The 14,266-nt window shown below is 38.7% G+C and carries 17 protein-coding genes; 6 read left to right on the forward strand and 11 right to left on the reverse strand.

Going from position 1 to position 14,266, the window contains the following annotated elements:
* Positions 1-152: 152 nt before the first annotated feature.
* The 3 genes from FTU17_RS10050 to FTU17_RS10060 form a co-directional block, all read right to left on the reverse strand.
* Complete coding sequence (locus FTU17_RS10050; RefSeq protein WP_180121632.1) at positions 153-365, reverse strand: hypothetical protein; 213 nt, start codon at positions 363-365, stop codon at positions 153-155.
* A gap of 110 nt (positions 366-475) precedes the next feature.
* On the reverse strand, positions 476-1,027 hold the full coding sequence (locus tag FTU17_RS10055) for an adenylate kinase (protein WP_180020965.1): 552 nt from the start codon (positions 1,025-1,027) through the stop codon (positions 476-478).
* A gap of 70 nt (positions 1,028-1,097) precedes the next feature.
* Positions 1,098-1,478: a hypothetical protein gene (locus FTU17_RS10060; RefSeq protein WP_180020967.1), complete on the reverse strand. Its 381-nt coding sequence runs from the start codon at positions 1,476-1,478 to the stop codon at positions 1,098-1,100.
* 71 nt (positions 1,479-1,549) lie between these two features.
* Here FTU17_RS10060 and FTU17_RS10065 point away from each other — a divergent pair, with 71 nt between their 5' ends.
* A complete protein-coding gene (locus tag FTU17_RS10065; RefSeq protein WP_180135336.1) occupies positions 1,550-2,704 on the forward strand; it encodes a hypothetical protein in 1,155 nt (384 codons plus the stop codon).
* A 68-nt stretch (positions 2,705-2,772) separates the two neighbouring features.
* Here the strand turns inward: FTU17_RS10065 and rplT are convergent, their stop codons facing one another.
* Both rplT and rpmI read right to left on the reverse strand, forming a co-directional pair.
* Complete coding sequence (gene rplT, locus FTU17_RS10070; protein ID WP_004647525.1) at positions 2,773-3,132, reverse strand: 50S ribosomal protein L20; 360 nt, start codon at positions 3,130-3,132, stop codon at positions 2,773-2,775.
* Positions 3,133-3,143: 11 nt separating this feature from the next.
* Entirely contained in the window at positions 3,144-3,338 is a 195-nt protein-coding gene (gene rpmI / locus FTU17_RS10075) for a 50S ribosomal protein L35 (protein WP_065994397.1), read from the reverse strand.
* A 223-nt stretch (positions 3,339-3,561) separates the two neighbouring features.
* Here rpmI and FTU17_RS10080 point away from each other — a divergent pair, with 223 nt between their 5' ends.
* The 3 genes from FTU17_RS10080 (at position 3,562) to FTU17_RS10090 (ending at position 6,773) form a co-directional block, all read left to right on the forward strand.
* Positions 3,562-4,824 (forward strand): MFS transporter, encoded by a 1,263-nt coding sequence (locus FTU17_RS10080; RefSeq protein WP_180135372.1) that lies wholly within the window; start codon positions 3,562-3,564, stop codon positions 4,822-4,824.
* A gap of 102 nt (positions 4,825-4,926) precedes the next feature.
* Entirely contained in the window at positions 4,927-5,667 is a 741-nt protein-coding gene (locus tag FTU17_RS10085) for an energy transducer TonB (RefSeq protein WP_180007234.1), read from the forward strand.
* Between the two features lie 371 nt (positions 5,668-6,038).
* On the forward strand, positions 6,039-6,773 hold the full coding sequence (locus FTU17_RS10090; RefSeq protein WP_180135338.1) for an energy transducer TonB: 735 nt from the start codon (positions 6,039-6,041) through the stop codon (positions 6,771-6,773).
* 58 nt (positions 6,774-6,831) lie between these two features.
* Here FTU17_RS10090 and FTU17_RS10095 read toward each other — a convergent pair whose 3' ends face one another.
* Positions 6,832-7,260 (reverse strand): YqaA family protein, encoded by a 429-nt coding sequence (locus FTU17_RS10095; RefSeq protein WP_078192638.1) that lies wholly within the window; start codon positions 7,258-7,260, stop codon positions 6,832-6,834.
* 12 nt (positions 7,261-7,272) lie between these two features.
* Complete coding sequence (locus FTU17_RS10100; protein ID WP_078189584.1) at positions 7,273-7,557, reverse strand: hypothetical protein; 285 nt, start codon at positions 7,555-7,557, stop codon at positions 7,273-7,275.
* A gap of 181 nt (positions 7,558-7,738) precedes the next feature.
* Between FTU17_RS10100 and FTU17_RS10105 the strand changes: the two genes are divergently transcribed.
* Positions 7,739-8,152, forward strand: a complete 414-nt coding sequence (locus FTU17_RS10105; RefSeq protein ID WP_180135340.1) for an energy transducer TonB — start codon at positions 7,739-7,741, stop codon at positions 8,150-8,152.
* A 30-nt stretch (positions 8,153-8,182) separates the two neighbouring features.
* Here FTU17_RS10105 and FTU17_RS10110 read toward each other — a convergent pair whose 3' ends face one another.
* Positions 8,183-8,800 (reverse strand): glutathione S-transferase N-terminal domain-containing protein, encoded by a 618-nt coding sequence (locus FTU17_RS10110; RefSeq protein ID WP_180093395.1) that lies wholly within the window; start codon positions 8,798-8,800, stop codon positions 8,183-8,185.
* A 316-nt stretch (positions 8,801-9,116) separates the two neighbouring features.
* Here FTU17_RS10110 and FTU17_RS10115 point away from each other — a divergent pair, with 316 nt between their 5' ends.
* Positions 9,117-9,578: an Hsp20 family protein gene (locus FTU17_RS10115; protein ID WP_180135341.1), complete on the forward strand. Its 462-nt coding sequence runs from the start codon at positions 9,117-9,119 to the stop codon at positions 9,576-9,578.
* Positions 9,579-10,289: 711 nt separating this feature from the next.
* Here FTU17_RS10115 and infC read toward each other — a convergent pair.
* The 3 genes from infC to FTU17_RS10130 form a co-directional block, all read right to left on the reverse strand.
* The gene (gene infC, locus FTU17_RS10120) at positions 10,290-10,838 is read right to left on the reverse strand and encodes a translation initiation factor IF-3 (protein WP_078192643.1); all 549 of its coding nucleotides are present in this window, start codon (positions 10,836-10,838) and stop codon (positions 10,290-10,292) included.
* 5 nt (positions 10,839-10,843) lie between these two features.
* On the reverse strand, positions 10,844-12,766 hold the full coding sequence (gene thrS / locus FTU17_RS10125) for a threonine--tRNA ligase (protein ID WP_180065882.1): 1,923 nt from the start codon (positions 12,764-12,766) through the stop codon (positions 10,844-10,846).
* Positions 12,767-13,093: 327 nt separating this feature from the next.
* Positions 13,094-14,245, reverse strand: a complete 1,152-nt coding sequence (locus FTU17_RS10130) for an alanine racemase (protein ID WP_168378469.1) — start codon at positions 14,243-14,245, stop codon at positions 13,094-13,096.
* Positions 14,246-14,266 lie beyond the last annotated feature (21 nt).

Below are 14,266 nucleotides of genomic sequence, written 5' to 3' on the forward strand. Positions count from 1 at the left end.
TTGTTATAGACCACATTTAAGTTTAAATATGAACACCCCGAATCAGACGTATGAGCAAACTAAAACCGAGCTAATTGCTTAACTCGGTTTGAAGTGGAATACTGTCAATCTATTTCAGGACAAGACATGCTTATGTATAAAAGACCTCAAAATTATGAGGTAATTAAATAATTAAATGGACGAATTTCTAATCGAACGCGATGCTGATCGGCATGTTGATTAATATAATGACTGACAGAGACTACTTCCCCCTCAAGCTCTGCGTCTGCACCATACATGATTTTGACTGCCTCACCTTTGCGGGGAATCATTTCGAGCTCTACAGTAATGCTACCTTGACCCATACCAACTATTTCAGCCAACATTTTATTTTCCTTTTGTTCTTTTCTATCCATACATTAGGCATGTCGCAAAGCGCGGTATAAAGATTATTTCTGTAACTTAACTGCACTTTTTATTGATAAAACATCAAAACTTAAACATCAAAAACATAAGAGTCCAATTGTTCTAAAAATGCATCAACTGCATTTGCAGACTTTAAACGAATCCATTGAATATGTTGATATTCAGGTGCATTCATCATCTGTAGATATTTTTCACGATTCTTTTTATGGGTCTTAATCATCCACCAGACAATGGAATCTCGACCAAACATCCGCCATAAACTTTCCTGATTATTTGAATCTGGCCAAAGATCTTGTTTGGACTTAGCCCGAGAAAATGCGCGCTTTACAGAGCGGTATAAATTGACTGGAAACGGAAGGTCTAACCATATCACCGTATCTATTTCCGACCATTTCACCGGAATCGCCCGAGTATAGTTGCCATCAATAACATAACCATTTTTTGCTTTGGCAATTTCAGCTTCGATACGTGCAAAAAAGATTTCGTCAGGACACTCCTGCCAATCATCCAGCCAAAATAGGTTATCCAGTTCAATATAATGTAACCTTAATTTTTCCGCCAAAGCTCTGGAAAAGGTTGATTTTCCAGTGGCTGATGTACCGACTACGTTTATTCTTTTCATTGTCATGATGATCTACTTGAGTCTGGTGAATCTACTCCAAGATAACAGCATTGGATCTGTAGGTTAACTTTTATTCTTTACGATAATCCAAAAGATCTGCATCGATATTGATAAAATCAGGCTTTGGGGTTTGTTCAAATTGAACGGCTAATATATCTGACTGATTAGAAATGCAGGCTTTCGCGACTCGATGCATCCCATCCATCACTCGACCACTGGCACATAAAATAATGGGATAACTTAAGTCTGCATCATTTACCAATTGCAGATGTTCAATAATTTGCTGTGTGGTCGGTACAGATTTTGGAAACCAATATGCTTCATTTAACTCTTGAATGTCATTTACAGGGATTTGCTGAATCTTAAAATTTTGACTGAGTTTTACTAAACGATGTACATCCCAAATATACGTATCATCACCTACTTGGCGGAAGTGATACTGTTTGCGCACCAGGCCGTTACCTTTTGAATCAAATTCAAGCTAAGATAACTTACAATTGAAAAATAAAAAAATGATTCATTATGCTAGATCATTACGAGCAATTTATTCTTGGTTTGCAATATAACGCTCAACGCTTTTTTAACCAGAAAATTTACTATGACGAGATTTTGCACCCATGGTGCGGCCAAGCTTGCGACATTTTCTTGATTCGCGATTTTAAAACCAATGCATTACTACATGACTCAGTTGATCATTTGATCATGTATATGGCTGAAAAGCGGATTAGAACATGCTCACTTTATCCATTTGATCTTCTTTTTGAGCATGCAAAACTTAATCAACATCCTCATTTTGACTTTGTAAAAACCAACTACCCTCTTGCTGTTTTCCACAACAATTTAAATCAAGCCTTTGCACTGGTTCAAATCCAATCTGAAACGAAAATTTTAGATATCAGCCCTATTGGTGATCCTCGGGAGTTTTGGGGTGCAAGTTCCACACAATTTCATGACGCATTCGGACTGTTTACATTGATTGAGCTCAATCAACAACAGCGGAACGAATGCTTTTGCTTTGATAAAAAATCGAGTTGGAGCAGTTTAGTAAATAGCATTCAACTGGATTTATTTGAACATCCGTTTTCTACCCACACTCAGCCTCAATTTAAACTGATCCATAATTTGTATTATTATGACCTTCAGGATGATTCACTCCCTCTTCTTTTGGAGAATCATCAAGCTTCACCTCAAGTTGGATTAAGTCTGCTTAAAATGCTCAATTCAATCGAAGCTGCTATCAAAAATTTAAAACATGTAAAAAACGAAAGTTCACCGATCCATTTATTTACAACCGAAGAATATGCACAACTATTGGATTATGAGTACAAACTGTCAGAACACCATGTAGATGTCACGTGCTATACAGCCAATCATTTCAAGCACGAAAATTTAGTCAATGATGAAGAGAAAGCTTTACTCAAACAACTACAGAAAAAATACCCCAAAGTTAATTATTTCAAGGCAACATCTGATCAAGCTCTTTCCGCCACCAACACTTCAACAGATAAAGAGCCTGAAAAACCATGGGTTGCATTTTTTTCTTTAGTTTTAATTTTTGCCATGCTATTCGCTTTACTTTATGGCTTTTATTTACTTTTTAAACAATTTGAGTTTATAAAATTTGCCGCAATCACAATTGGCATCATTGTGTTTTTAGCCATATGGTCGAAAAAATAAGATGTCTAATCAAATTCGTCCATAAAAAAAAGACCGCTAAAAGCGGTCTTTTTTTAAGTCATAAAGACTTATGCAGCTAATGCATCTTTAGCTTTAGAAGCTAAAGCAGCAAACGCAACTGCGTCATGCATAGCGATGTCAGCAAGTACGCGACGGTCGATAATCACTTGAGCTTTTTTCAAGCCAGCGATCATACGGCTGTACGACAAACCATTTTGACGAGCACCAGCATTGATACGCGCAATCCATAGAGCACGGAATTGACGTTTCTTTTGACGACGGTCACGGTAAGCATATTGACCTGCTTTGATTACTGCTTGGAACGCTACGCGATATACGCGTGAACGAGCGCCGTAGTAACCTTTAGCACGAGCAAGAATTTTTTTATGACGGCGATGAGCCTGTACACCACGTTTAACACGAGCCATTTATAATCTCCTTAGATGTATGGGCACATACGGCGAACTGAAGCAACGTCACTTACGTGAACCATTACACAGCCGCGTAATTGACGGATACGCTTAGCAGATTTTTTGGTCAAAATGTGTCGTTTGAACGCTTGGTGACGTTTAAAACCGTTTGCAGTTGGCTTGAAGCGTTTAGCTGCACCACGGCGAGTTTTCATCTTAGGCATAAGAACCTCTTTTGAACACCTGTTCGGCACGTCTGCACCATTGCAAAGACGCCCTGCAGGTAAGGGAGCGAGTATTCTAAAGCATCTCTGCTCAAAACAAAAGCGAATCTTTCTACCGAATATCGATCTTAATTAATTTTCTGATATAGATTTTCCGATGATTTTATAAGCGATGCCCAATAAGGCTTATATAATGTCGGCACGCCAACTATTACTGTCCATTATGAAACCTGCACAGGATGCTTTTGCAGCCCTACGTTATCGGGATTTCTCGATTGTTACGCTCAATCAATTTTGTCTGACCTTAGCCATTTTGATTCAAGAAATTATTGTTGCTTACTCACTGTATCAAATCACTAAAGACCCGCTAACACTGGGCTTAATTGGTTTAGCCGAAGCAATTCCTTTTATTGCTCTCTCTTTGTGGGGAGGATACTTTGCAGATCGTTTCAATAAACAGACCATTATGAAAATTTGTCTGTTTTTTTCTATACCGATGCCACTGATTCTTTGGGGGTTATTTCACAAATACGGTCTCGGCCAAATTGATGTCACCCAACTGTCTTGGGGGATTTATGCGGTCATTTTTGGGCTTGGAACGATCCGTGGTTTCTATAATCCCTCGGCAACGTCGCTTAAACCTTTTTTAATCCCGCGGGAGCTCTATGCCAATGGTGCAACATGGACAACGATTGGTTGGCAAAGTGGGGTGATTATTGGGCCAATGCTTGGCGGTTTTATGTTGGCATTTTTAGGCCGTGAAACCAGTTTGCTCAGTGTTGCAGCACTACTAACGGTCTGCTTCGTTCTCATTAATCTGCTCAGTAAACGCAGCTTCCCTAAAATTGAATCTGACAATTTAAAAGATAGTTTAAGTGAAGGTTTTCGTTTTATCTGGAAAACCAAAATTGTCCTTTGGGCGATTTCACTCGATTTAGTTTCTGTGCTTTTTGGTGGCGTGATTGCCCTCTTACCGATTTTTGCCGAAGATATTTTAAAAGTGGGGCCTGAAGGTTTAGGCTACTTACGGGCAGCACCGTCTATTGGCGCCCTGATCACCATGATTGCATTGACCAAATTCCCTCCAACTCATCATGCATGGCGTAATATGTTATTGGCTGTAGCGGGTTTTGGTGTATTTACCATTTTATTCGCATTTTCAAGCAATCTTTGGTTATCACTCTTTGCACTGGCAATGACTGGGGCATGTGACAGCGTGTCTGTGGTGGTTCGTCAGACCATTTTGCAACTTTATCCACCTGAAAATATGCGGGGTCGTGTTGCTGCGGTGAATGGCATGTTTGTTTCTAGCAGTAATGAACTTGGAGCTTTTGAATCGGGACTTGCAGCAAAATACATGGGCACGATCATGGCGACACTTTTTGGTGGTTGTATGACCATGGCTGTTGTTGCAATCAGCTGGGCAAAAACACATGATTTATTTAAAGTAGATATCACCCAAAGTAATGAAAATTTAAAAAAATAAATTTACCGATCATATTAAGGGCAAATATTCATTTTGCCCTTTTTTTATGGATGATTTACACTCTATTTTTCTCCTTTATTTTAATAATTTAAGATTTATTTTATGAAAATTAAAACATTGATTTTACTGAGCAGTATTTTATGTGGCTATTCCTATGCTGATACTAACCTAAACACCATGCCCAAAGAAGTTAAATTAAAATCTAGTGATGTTAGTTGGCTTAGAACACCAAGAATTGACTTTAATGCAAATGATCTAAAAGGTAAGTCTCGTGAATTTCTTGTACGTTTATATGTAAATGAGACTGGTAAAGTGACTCAAGTCGAAACTCTCAAAAGTACAGGCTTAGATGCTTTGGATCGAAAAATCAGCGTATCCTTAAGATATGCAAGATTTAAGCCTTATATAGAGCATGGTCAAGCCACTTCATTTGTTGCTGACCTACCTATTAAACTAGAAACTATTGAAGAAAATACTGATTCCCCAAGTCGTATTTCACCTCAATGCAAAATAGAACTTCATTCAAATGTTTATGAAGCTCAAGACAAAGGCGCAAAAACCGCATTTAAATATCAACGAACTTTGCAATCTATCTATTTAGATCGAAGTCTGTTCACTAAAACTAGTCCGTCTATCTCCATAACATTCACAATGAAAAAAAATACAGTAACCACTCCAGACATTACACTGATAGAAAGTTCTGGTAATCAATATATCGATGAACAAATCAAACAAATCATTTCCCATACAGCAGTTCAATCTAAAAAATCATGGTTTCCATTTTTTAAAATGACAGCTACAGATCAAATTCGTCTCGATAGCAGTGATTGTGAAAATAATTAAATCATTAAAATTAGCCTATAAAATGTAGCTTGATAAAAATATATCTACCTGCATTTGCTAGAGTGACCATGAATAAAAGTCGCCATTTTTTTCATTTACTATGCCTGCTATAAACCTCATGGGATCGCGAATCATGAGCATCCAGCTCATCGGCAAAGACCAATCTTCCTATGTGGTGGCTGTATGACAATGGCTGTAGTAGCAATCAGTTGGGCGAAAACACGTGATTTATTTGGCGTGGACATTACTCACCAGTCGAAAAAATAAGAGAATATTTTTCATTTACACCTTGCCAGTATTTTCAATACAGGAAATACTGCGCAGCAATATCGACTCAATATCACTCTACGACGTGATGCAAGAATAGACTTATGAAACAATATCTGTGCTTAACCCTTTTGGCCTGCGCTCCATTTTCTACAGCGTTTAGTGCTTCAACCAAAACCCATCAACTTCCGGCACAGAATATTGAAGTTGCTCCTGCGCATTTAACCACGCGTTTAAATTGGTCGGTTTTCCCAAAACCATTATATGCCAATGAAGACCTCAAGCAACGTGATCGCGCAGCCATTATTCGTGTCACAGCGAATGCAAAAGGTACAATTACCGATGCAAGTGTTGAAGAAAGTACAGGTGTCGATCAACTCGACCGAATCTTAATTTCTGCTGTCAAAAAAGCTAAAGTCAAACCACATTTAGAAAATGGTGAAGCCAAAGCCATTATTGGCTATCAAGCGTTTAATTTGAGAGTTAAAGGCAATACGCCTGAATGTGATTTCAACTTTGATTCAAAAGTTTGGAATGCACAAAGTGCAGATAAGAAAACGCCATTCCAATATGTATCTCAACCAAAATTAGATCTCACTAGTCATGAGTTGAAACAGCATGATCGTAAAGTCAAATTTAACTTTAAAGTGGATAAACACGGACAAGTGAAAAGGGTCAAGATCAAGCAAGGCTCTGGCATTTATGCACTCGATCAGAAAGTCGTTGAAGCATTGAGAAATAGTCAAATCTCGGTTAAACGTACTGCGAGCACCCTATGGGTCTACAAAAAGTCGAACTTTAAAGATGAAATTCAGTTTAAAGTGAACGGCTGTAAATAAATAATAGATGCAACATTTCAAACAGGGATTGAATCTTTCAATGCCCTGTTTTTTTATCTCAGAAGAAACCTAAAAATATAAGATAAATACAGAGATAACGCCCGGTTTTCGCTACGGTCACCATGAACACAAATCGCCAGAAGTTTTCTTTCATTAAACCCGCGATTAAAGTAATTGGGTCTCCAATCATCGGCAGCCAACTCAGTAGCAAAGACCAATAACCATATTTGTGATAAATACCCTGTGCCTGCTGCATTTTCAGCTCTGACACGGGAAACCATGTTTTATTTTTATAATGTTCTACTTTTAAACCGAGCCACCAATTCACACAAGAACCGAGAATATTACCAATACTGGCCACCACAATCAGCAGCCATGGATTATGTTGACCATAGCTCAACAAGCCGAGCAATACGGCTTCGGACTGTAAAGGAAGTAAGGTCGCAGCCCCAAATGCCGCGAAGAATAAAACTAAAAATGACCACATCGAAACGAATGCTTAGAGACCTAATTTTTTCTTCGACTTCAAATATTCAAAATTTGACCAAAGCACTGCGGCAATAATCACAACGATTCTCGACCATTTATATTGTGAAGAAATCGGTTCAATCGCAGCCCGCATCAAGTTTTGATCCTTGGTATGTAAATCTGCAAGAATATTTTGCACATGCACAATTTCCGCGACAAATAGCACTAAACAGCCTGCAATACCAAAAATAATACTCCAATAGATTCTTGGGTTATTTTCAACAATACGGGTAAAATTTAAGAAAAAGTCTTTCATCGCAAAATCGTCCAACTAAGCCGTCAACAACGTGTTCTTTTCGACAGCGCCGCATTCTAACACAGCGTTAGAATTTTCTTCCGTCCTATCTAAAATCTTAAGGTGAGTCTTTCCGCACTTTACATTTATACATGAGACTTCTAATCTGCCACGCAAATATTGAATAATTTTAACTCACTTTATGAAAAAAATTCTTTGCTTAAGTTTTATCGTGTTATTACAAATTTTGTCCACTTTATATGCACAAAGTCCTTCTGAAGTTGCCAAACAACACGTGATTACACAAGATCAAATTATTTGGAAAAAGCGACCTATTTTTAACTTCAACAATGACGATCTGGGCAATCAAAATCGTGACCTTAGTTTTAAATTGTATGTTTTAGCCACTGGCGAAGTTCAAAAAGCTGAATTAATCAAAAGCTCTGGACTAACACACATTGATAAGCGGATTGAACAGTCACTTTTACGTACCAAGCTCAAACCTTATACCGAAAATGGCGTAGCCTACCCCTTTATTGCGGTACAACACTTTTCACTCAAGACCCTGAAAGAAAACCAAAGACCTTGGTGGAAAAAGCTTCTATTCATTTCATAAAAAAAAGAGCATGTTTCCATGCTCTTTTTTTTAAACCTGTATTGTTAAGGCTTTTTGTACCGCTGGACGGGCCGTCAGTCGATCGATATAGTCTTTCACGTATGGATAATCTTCCAACTGAATTTGCTGCCATTCATGACGCAGCGCCCAAGGCAGAATAGCCATATCTGCAATCGAATACTCTCCAGCCACAAATTTTTGACCAATCAACTGATGGTTCAAAACTTTATATAAGCGTTTAGATTCATTTACATAACGTTCAGTTGCATAAGGAATACGTTCAGGTGCAAAACGACTAAAATGATGATTTTGTCCTAACATGGGCCCAAAACCGCCCATTTGCCACATCAACCATTGTTCAACTTCAACGCGCTCAAACTCATCTTCTGGATAAAACAAACCTGTTTTACGTCCAAGATATTGCAGAATCGCACCAGACTCAAAAACTGAAATTGACTCTCCTCGTGGGCCATTCTGATCCACGATTGCAGGGATTTTATTGTTCGGAGAAATTCTCAAAAAGTCTGGCTGAAATTGATCATTTTCCAAGATATTAATCGGAAAAATTTGGTATTCCAAACCCATTTCTTCTAAAGCGATGGTAATTTTATGTCCATTGGGTGTACCCCAATAGTAGAGATCAATCATCTATATTCCTTTTTAATTTTCAGTAAGGCAATCTCATTTTGCTTTATGTATAACATGTTTAATCCAGTGAAAGCTTGTCAGTTTTTCTGAAAAGTAACGTTAAAATGTGAATTATCACTTTGCTTTTAAAATCACTTAAGATACAAAAATTCAAAAAATATAATTTTTTTTATAAAAATCCCTTGAAAAAAATCAGCACAGACCGATATTGATACATGTACAAGGATCAAACGATCTTGTTAGTGAACAGTGGATGCCAAGCATCACTGAACATTTCTTATTGTTACAACTTTGCTTATTAAAGAGAGTTCTAATTATGAGTAGTTTAAATCTTAACCCACTTTTCCGTCGTAGCATTGGTTTTGATCGTTTCAACGATTTATTTGATTATGCCATGCAAAGCGACACACCAAATTACCCGCCATACAATATTGAAAAAACGGCTGAAAATAGCTATCGCATTGTGGTGGCAACCGCAGGTTTTACAGAAGATGAACTTTCGCTAAACTTAGAAAATCAAGTGCTAAGCATTTCAGGTAAACCAACTGAAGCGCAAGATACAACTGTGGAATTCCTGCATAAAGGCATTGCTCGTCGTACATTTAAACTGTCTTTACGCTTAGATGAACATATAGAAGTGCAACAAGCCCTATATGAAAATGGTTTATTGACAGTGGACTTACAGCGTATTATTCCTGAAGAAAAACTACCACGCCAAATTCCAATTGGCAAAAAGGCATTGATAGAAAGTCCTGTCCAAGAAAATATCACTGAGTAAACCCTCATAAAAAAAAAGACCCTTCGGGGTCTTTTTTATATTAAGAAAATTAGTTAGATTCAAAACATGACAAACAAGAATAAAAAATCATGCCATCTCAAGAATATAGTGTCTTGATTCCAATTTATATGTTTCGTTTTTTATCTATTCTCAACTTAATCTTACCCATAGGTGTTTTTAATGAATCCTTGGTGGGTCTGGCTTACAAGCTGTTCATCTACTCTTTTTAAATTTTGGCGTATCTTGCAAAAAATAATCCTACTCTGTATTACTATCTATTTATATGAAATGTACTTTGTTCTGATTGCTTTTATGACATGGAATATACGACCTAATATTACCAAGATGAAAATCTATTGGAGGGTACTGAAAATTCCTATTTCACAGCCTGTTTTATGTAAATAGATCTCACATAGTTAGCTCAATAAAAAGCTTTGCTCACTTTATACCTACATTAAAACTAAATTAAAGCATTTCAAAACGTCTGAATCGAAACAACGATTGAATATCAATTAAAATATAATCAAATTTGTCTTTCTTAAAGAAACTTACTTAATACCCTCAGACATAAGTTCGCATTCATGAATTTTGCTCTATTTTCCAATCAATACGCAGCAAAAATTATTGGTGCCCTTGAACATCATTGAGATTAAAAAACCAAAATATAGGCAAAAAAAAGCACTGCAAATGCAGTGCTTTTTTAATGGATACTTACTTTTTCTTTTTAGGACCAAGCAGCATACCCATTTGACGGCCTTCCATTTTTGGTGTTTGTTCAACAACACCATAGTCAACCACGTCAGCTTCAATTTTTTGCAATTGAGCCAAACCTAACTGTTGGTGTGCCATTTCACGACCACGGAAACGAAGCGTGATTTTTACCTTATTGCCTTCTTCAAGGAACTTGATAATGGCACGTAGTTTAACGTTGTAGTCACCAACATCAGTACCAGGGCGTAGCTTGATTTCTTTCACCTGTACTTGATGTTGTTTTTTCTTCGCTTCTTTTTGCTTTTGTTTTAGATCAAACAAATGCTTGTTAAAATCCATGATTTTGCAGACTGGTGGCTCAGCATTAGCAACAATCTCAACAAGGTCAAGATCTACTGCTTCTGCAGCACGCAAAGCGTCAGCAAGAGATACAATCCCTTTTTGCTCGCCATTTTCGTCTACTAGACGGACTTCTTTTGCACGAATTTCATCATTCAAGGCAGGACGGTTTGATTTTCCGCCCTGTTGATTACGGTCAGGCTGTTTAATCGCTTTTACTCCACAATGTACCGGCCGCGTTCGGCTACGGCTGCTTTTACTAGGTCAACGAATGCATCAATTGACATAGTACCCAAATTTTTTCCAGAGCGAGTACGGACGTTTACAGTACCTTCCTCAACTTCACGGTCTCCAAGAACCAATAAGTAAGGAATACGCTCTAAAGTACGTTCACGAATCTTAAAGCCGATTTTCTCATTTCTCAAGTCTGAAATCGCGCGGATACCGCTTTCTTTAAGTTTAGCGACGACTGACTCACATGCTTCAGCTTGTGAATCGGTAATGTTCATCACACATGCTTGAATTGGAGACAACCAAGGTGGCATGAAACCAGCATAGTGTTCAATAAGTATACCAATAAAACGCTCGAAACTGCCAAGAATTGCACGGTGCAACATTACAGGCTGATCACGGTCGTTATCTTCAGTCACATAAGACGCATCTAAACGTTCTGGTAAGTTAAAGTCACATTGAATTGTACCGCACTGCCATACACGACCTAAGCAGTCTTTCAATGAGAATTCAATTTTCGGACCGTAGAATGCACCTTCACCCGGTTGAAGTTCCCACTCTAGGCCTGCAGCATCTAAAGCATCTGCTAAAGATTTTTCTGCCATGTCCCAAAGTTTGTCATCACCTACACGTTTTTCTGGACGCGTCGACAATTTCATTTGAACTTCTTCAAAACCAAAGTCTTTATAAACATCTAAAGTCAATTTAATGAAGTCTGCAACTTCAGTACCGATTTGTTCTTTCGTACAGAAGATATGCGCATCATCTTGTGTAAAGCCACGTACACGCATAATACCGTGTAATGAACCCGATGGTTCGTTACGGTGACATGAACCAAACTCAGCCAAACGAATTGGAAGATCACGGTAAGATTTCAAACCTTGGTTGAAGACTTGCACGTGACATGGGCAGTTCATTGGTTTTACTGCATAGTTACGGTTCTCTGAGTGAGTCGTAAACATGTTTTCAGCATAGTTTGCTGCGTGACCTGATTTTTCCCAAAGCGTGAAATCAACCACTTGCGGTGTACGGATTTCTTGGTAACCGTTGGCTTGTTGAACTTTACGCATGTATTGTTCAAGCACTTGGTAAATAGTCCAACCGTTTGGATGCCAGAACACCATACCCGGCGCTTCTTCTTGCATATGGAACAAGTCTAACGCTTTACCAATTTTACGATGATCGCGTTTTTCAGCTTCTTCAATACGTTTGATGTAGGCAGCTAACTGTTTTTTGTCCGCCCAAGCTGTACCGTAAATACGTTGTAGCTGTTCGTTTTTCGCATCACCGCGCCAGTAAGCACCAGAGATTTTAGTCAACTTGAACGATTTTAAGAATTTGGTATTTGGAACGTGCGGACCACGGCACATATCCAAGTAATCTTGATGGTAGTACAAGCCCATTTCAGTTTCTTCAGGCATGTCTTCGATCAGACGCAGTTTGTATTCTTCGCCACGTGCAGTGAACTCTTTAATCACTTCATCACGTGGAGTCATTTTTTTGATGACATCGTAGTCTTGGTCGATGAGCTTTTTCATGCGCTCTTCGATTGCTGCCATGTCGTCTAAAGTAAACGGACGTGGCATCCAGATGTCATAGTAGAAACCTTCTTCAATGACAGGACCAATGACCATCTTTGCTTCTGGGAACAATTGCTTAACGGCATGACCCACCAAGTGCGCACAAGAGTGACGAATGATGTGAATACCATCTTCATCTTTAGGCGTGATAATTTGTAGGCTTGCATCTTCTGTAATTAAATCACACGCATCAACTAAACGATCGTTTACACGACCCGCAACTGTATTTTTTGCTAGACCAGGACCGATGCTTTGAGCAACTTCCATCACAGACACGGCATGATCAAATTCTTTTTGATCGCCATTTGGCAAAGTGATAATTGGCATATAAAAATCCTTAAGGAGTGATGCCCCGTACAATGGAGCATGTCACCGCGAGATTATGATCGAGGGAGACCCCCCAAAAGATAAAAACGGTGGATAAATAAAATTCGACCTAAATTTTACACGCCCTGCCAACTTTAATAAACCTCTAATCCCATGGAAGTTGATTTTTCTACCGCCTTTTACAAGACTCCTGATAATTCAAGCAGATTTCAACTGAAATGCGCTTTATGCTGTCAACATAATAATCACGTTCTCATTCATAACTGATGTTACGCACGTAAAAAAAAATTGCGAAACAATTGAACCAAAGAACGTAAGGACGCTTTTTTATTCTCTGAATGTCTCTAAGGCGATCAATTGATCTGATTGATACAACCAAAGCTGTGCAAATTGAGGGATGATCATTTCACTTTGCGCAGGGCGTAAAAAAATATAATCATCTATGTCTATGCTACTTGTCTGCGGAATTTGCACAAGTTCCTGATTACTACTTCGACCATATAATGCATGGGGCTGACTGCCTTGAGGATAAACATAGTCCCCTCGCCAATAGCCTCCATAAATAAACACAGCCTGAGATTTTGCCCAACGACTGAGCCATTCTAACTGTGGTAATTCAGTCCGCGGCAACACTTTTAACACTGGTGTGGCGAGCCACAAGGCACTTTGGAAAGCTTGTAAATTTTTCAGTTCAAAATCTGCGGGTTTTAATAACATCGAGCCAAACGAGACTTCGTTACAGACGCTCTGCTGATAATGAAAACTAAAACTAGGACTACCACCACCATTCCAACAGGTGTGTTCATCACATAAAGTTGGATAGCGCTGTTGTACATAAGCTTTGAATTGTTGATAACTTTTTTGGGATTGTTGATAAGTCTGTTCAGCAGATTGAATCAGTCGTGGAATCTTCGCCACATGTGCGTCATAGCCCATCAATCCTGAAAATTTTAAATGTTGAGGATGTTGAACGATTACATCCAAAATAGCCTTTAGCTCATCGATCGTTTTCAGACCACCGCGGTGTAAACCCACATCGATTTCAATATTGATGCGTAGACACAGTTGATGCTGCTCAGCAAATTTGAGGTATTGGGCTAAACGCTGTTCACTATCAATCAGCCATTGCACTTGCGATTGCGTGGCCTGCAAAACTGCCTTGTCTGCATGCTTCAAGGCCTGAATTGGCATCGGTTTTCCAAACAACACATCGGCTTGTGGCATCGACTCGAAAAGTGTTTTCAGATGTGCAAAATGAAATAGCATGAAACGCTGTGTCTTGAGCTGTGTAGCACAGTGTTGAAGCAATGCCATGCACGCCAAGGATTTCACTACCAAGCGCGGATGCAGACTATGTGGTATTTGCTGCTGAGTGATCACCAAGTTGTGATTTAATGCATCAACATCCACGATTAACTGCGGCATCCCCGTCCCGTTTTGCTTTAGCAGCGTATTCAACTGTTGAAAATATGCATCCATGCCATCCCCTTTTTCATATCG

Source organism: Acinetobacter sp. YH12070 (genome assembly GCF_013419625.1).
GTDB classification, from domain to species: domain Bacteria; phylum Pseudomonadota; class Gammaproteobacteria; order Pseudomonadales; family Moraxellaceae; genus Acinetobacter; species Acinetobacter amyesii.

What these genes read in the sequence shown, in the direction of transcription:
- FTU17_RS10050 (WP_180121632.1), bottom strand. Translation starts at nt 365, where the DNA reads ATGTTGGCTGAAATAGTTGGTATGGGTCAAGGTAGCATTACTGTAGAG.
- FTU17_RS10055 (WP_180020965.1), bottom strand. Translation starts at nt 1,027, where the DNA reads ATGAAAAGAATAAACGTAGTCGGTACATCAGCCACTGGAAAATCAACC.
- FTU17_RS10065 (WP_180135336.1), top strand. Translation starts at nt 1,550, where the DNA reads ATGCTAGATCATTACGAGCAATTTATTCTTGGTTTGCAATATAACGCT.
- rplT (WP_004647525.1), bottom strand. Translation starts at nt 3,132, where the DNA reads ATGGCTCGTGTTAAACGTGGTGTACAGGCTCATCGCCGTCATAAAAAA.
- rpmI (WP_065994397.1), bottom strand. Translation starts at nt 3,338, where the DNA reads ATGCCTAAGATGAAAACTCGCCGTGGTGCAGCTAAACGCTTCAAGCCA.
- FTU17_RS10080 (WP_180135372.1), top strand. Translation starts at nt 3,562, where the DNA reads ATGAAACCTGCACAGGATGCTTTTGCAGCCCTACGTTATCGGGATTTC.
- FTU17_RS10085 (WP_180007234.1), top strand. Translation starts at nt 4,927, where the DNA reads ATGAAAATTAAAACATTGATTTTACTGAGCAGTATTTTATGTGGCTAT.
- FTU17_RS10090 (WP_180135338.1), top strand. Translation starts at nt 6,039, where the DNA reads ATGAAACAATATCTGTGCTTAACCCTTTTGGCCTGCGCTCCATTTTCT.
- FTU17_RS10095 (WP_078192638.1), bottom strand. Translation starts at nt 7,260, where the DNA reads ATGTGGTCATTTTTAGTTTTATTCTTCGCGGCATTTGGGGCTGCGACC.
- FTU17_RS10100 (WP_078189584.1), bottom strand. Translation starts at nt 7,557, where the DNA reads ATGAAAGACTTTTTCTTAAATTTTACCCGTATTGTTGAAAATAACCCA.
- FTU17_RS10105 (WP_180135340.1), top strand. Translation starts at nt 7,739, where the DNA reads ATGAAAAAAATTCTTTGCTTAAGTTTTATCGTGTTATTACAAATTTTG.
- FTU17_RS10110 (WP_180093395.1), bottom strand. Translation starts at nt 8,800, where the DNA reads ATGATTGATCTCTACTATTGGGGTACACCCAATGGACATAAAATTACC.
- FTU17_RS10115 (WP_180135341.1), top strand. Translation starts at nt 9,117, where the DNA reads ATGAGTAGTTTAAATCTTAACCCACTTTTCCGTCGTAGCATTGGTTTT.
- thrS (WP_180065882.1), bottom strand. Translation starts at nt 12,766, where the DNA reads ATGCCAATTATCACTTTGCCAAATGGCGATCAAAAAGAATTTGATCAT.
- FTU17_RS10130 (WP_168378469.1), bottom strand. Translation starts at nt 14,245, where the DNA reads ATGGATGCATATTTTCAACAGTTGAATACGCTGCTAAAGCAAAACGGG.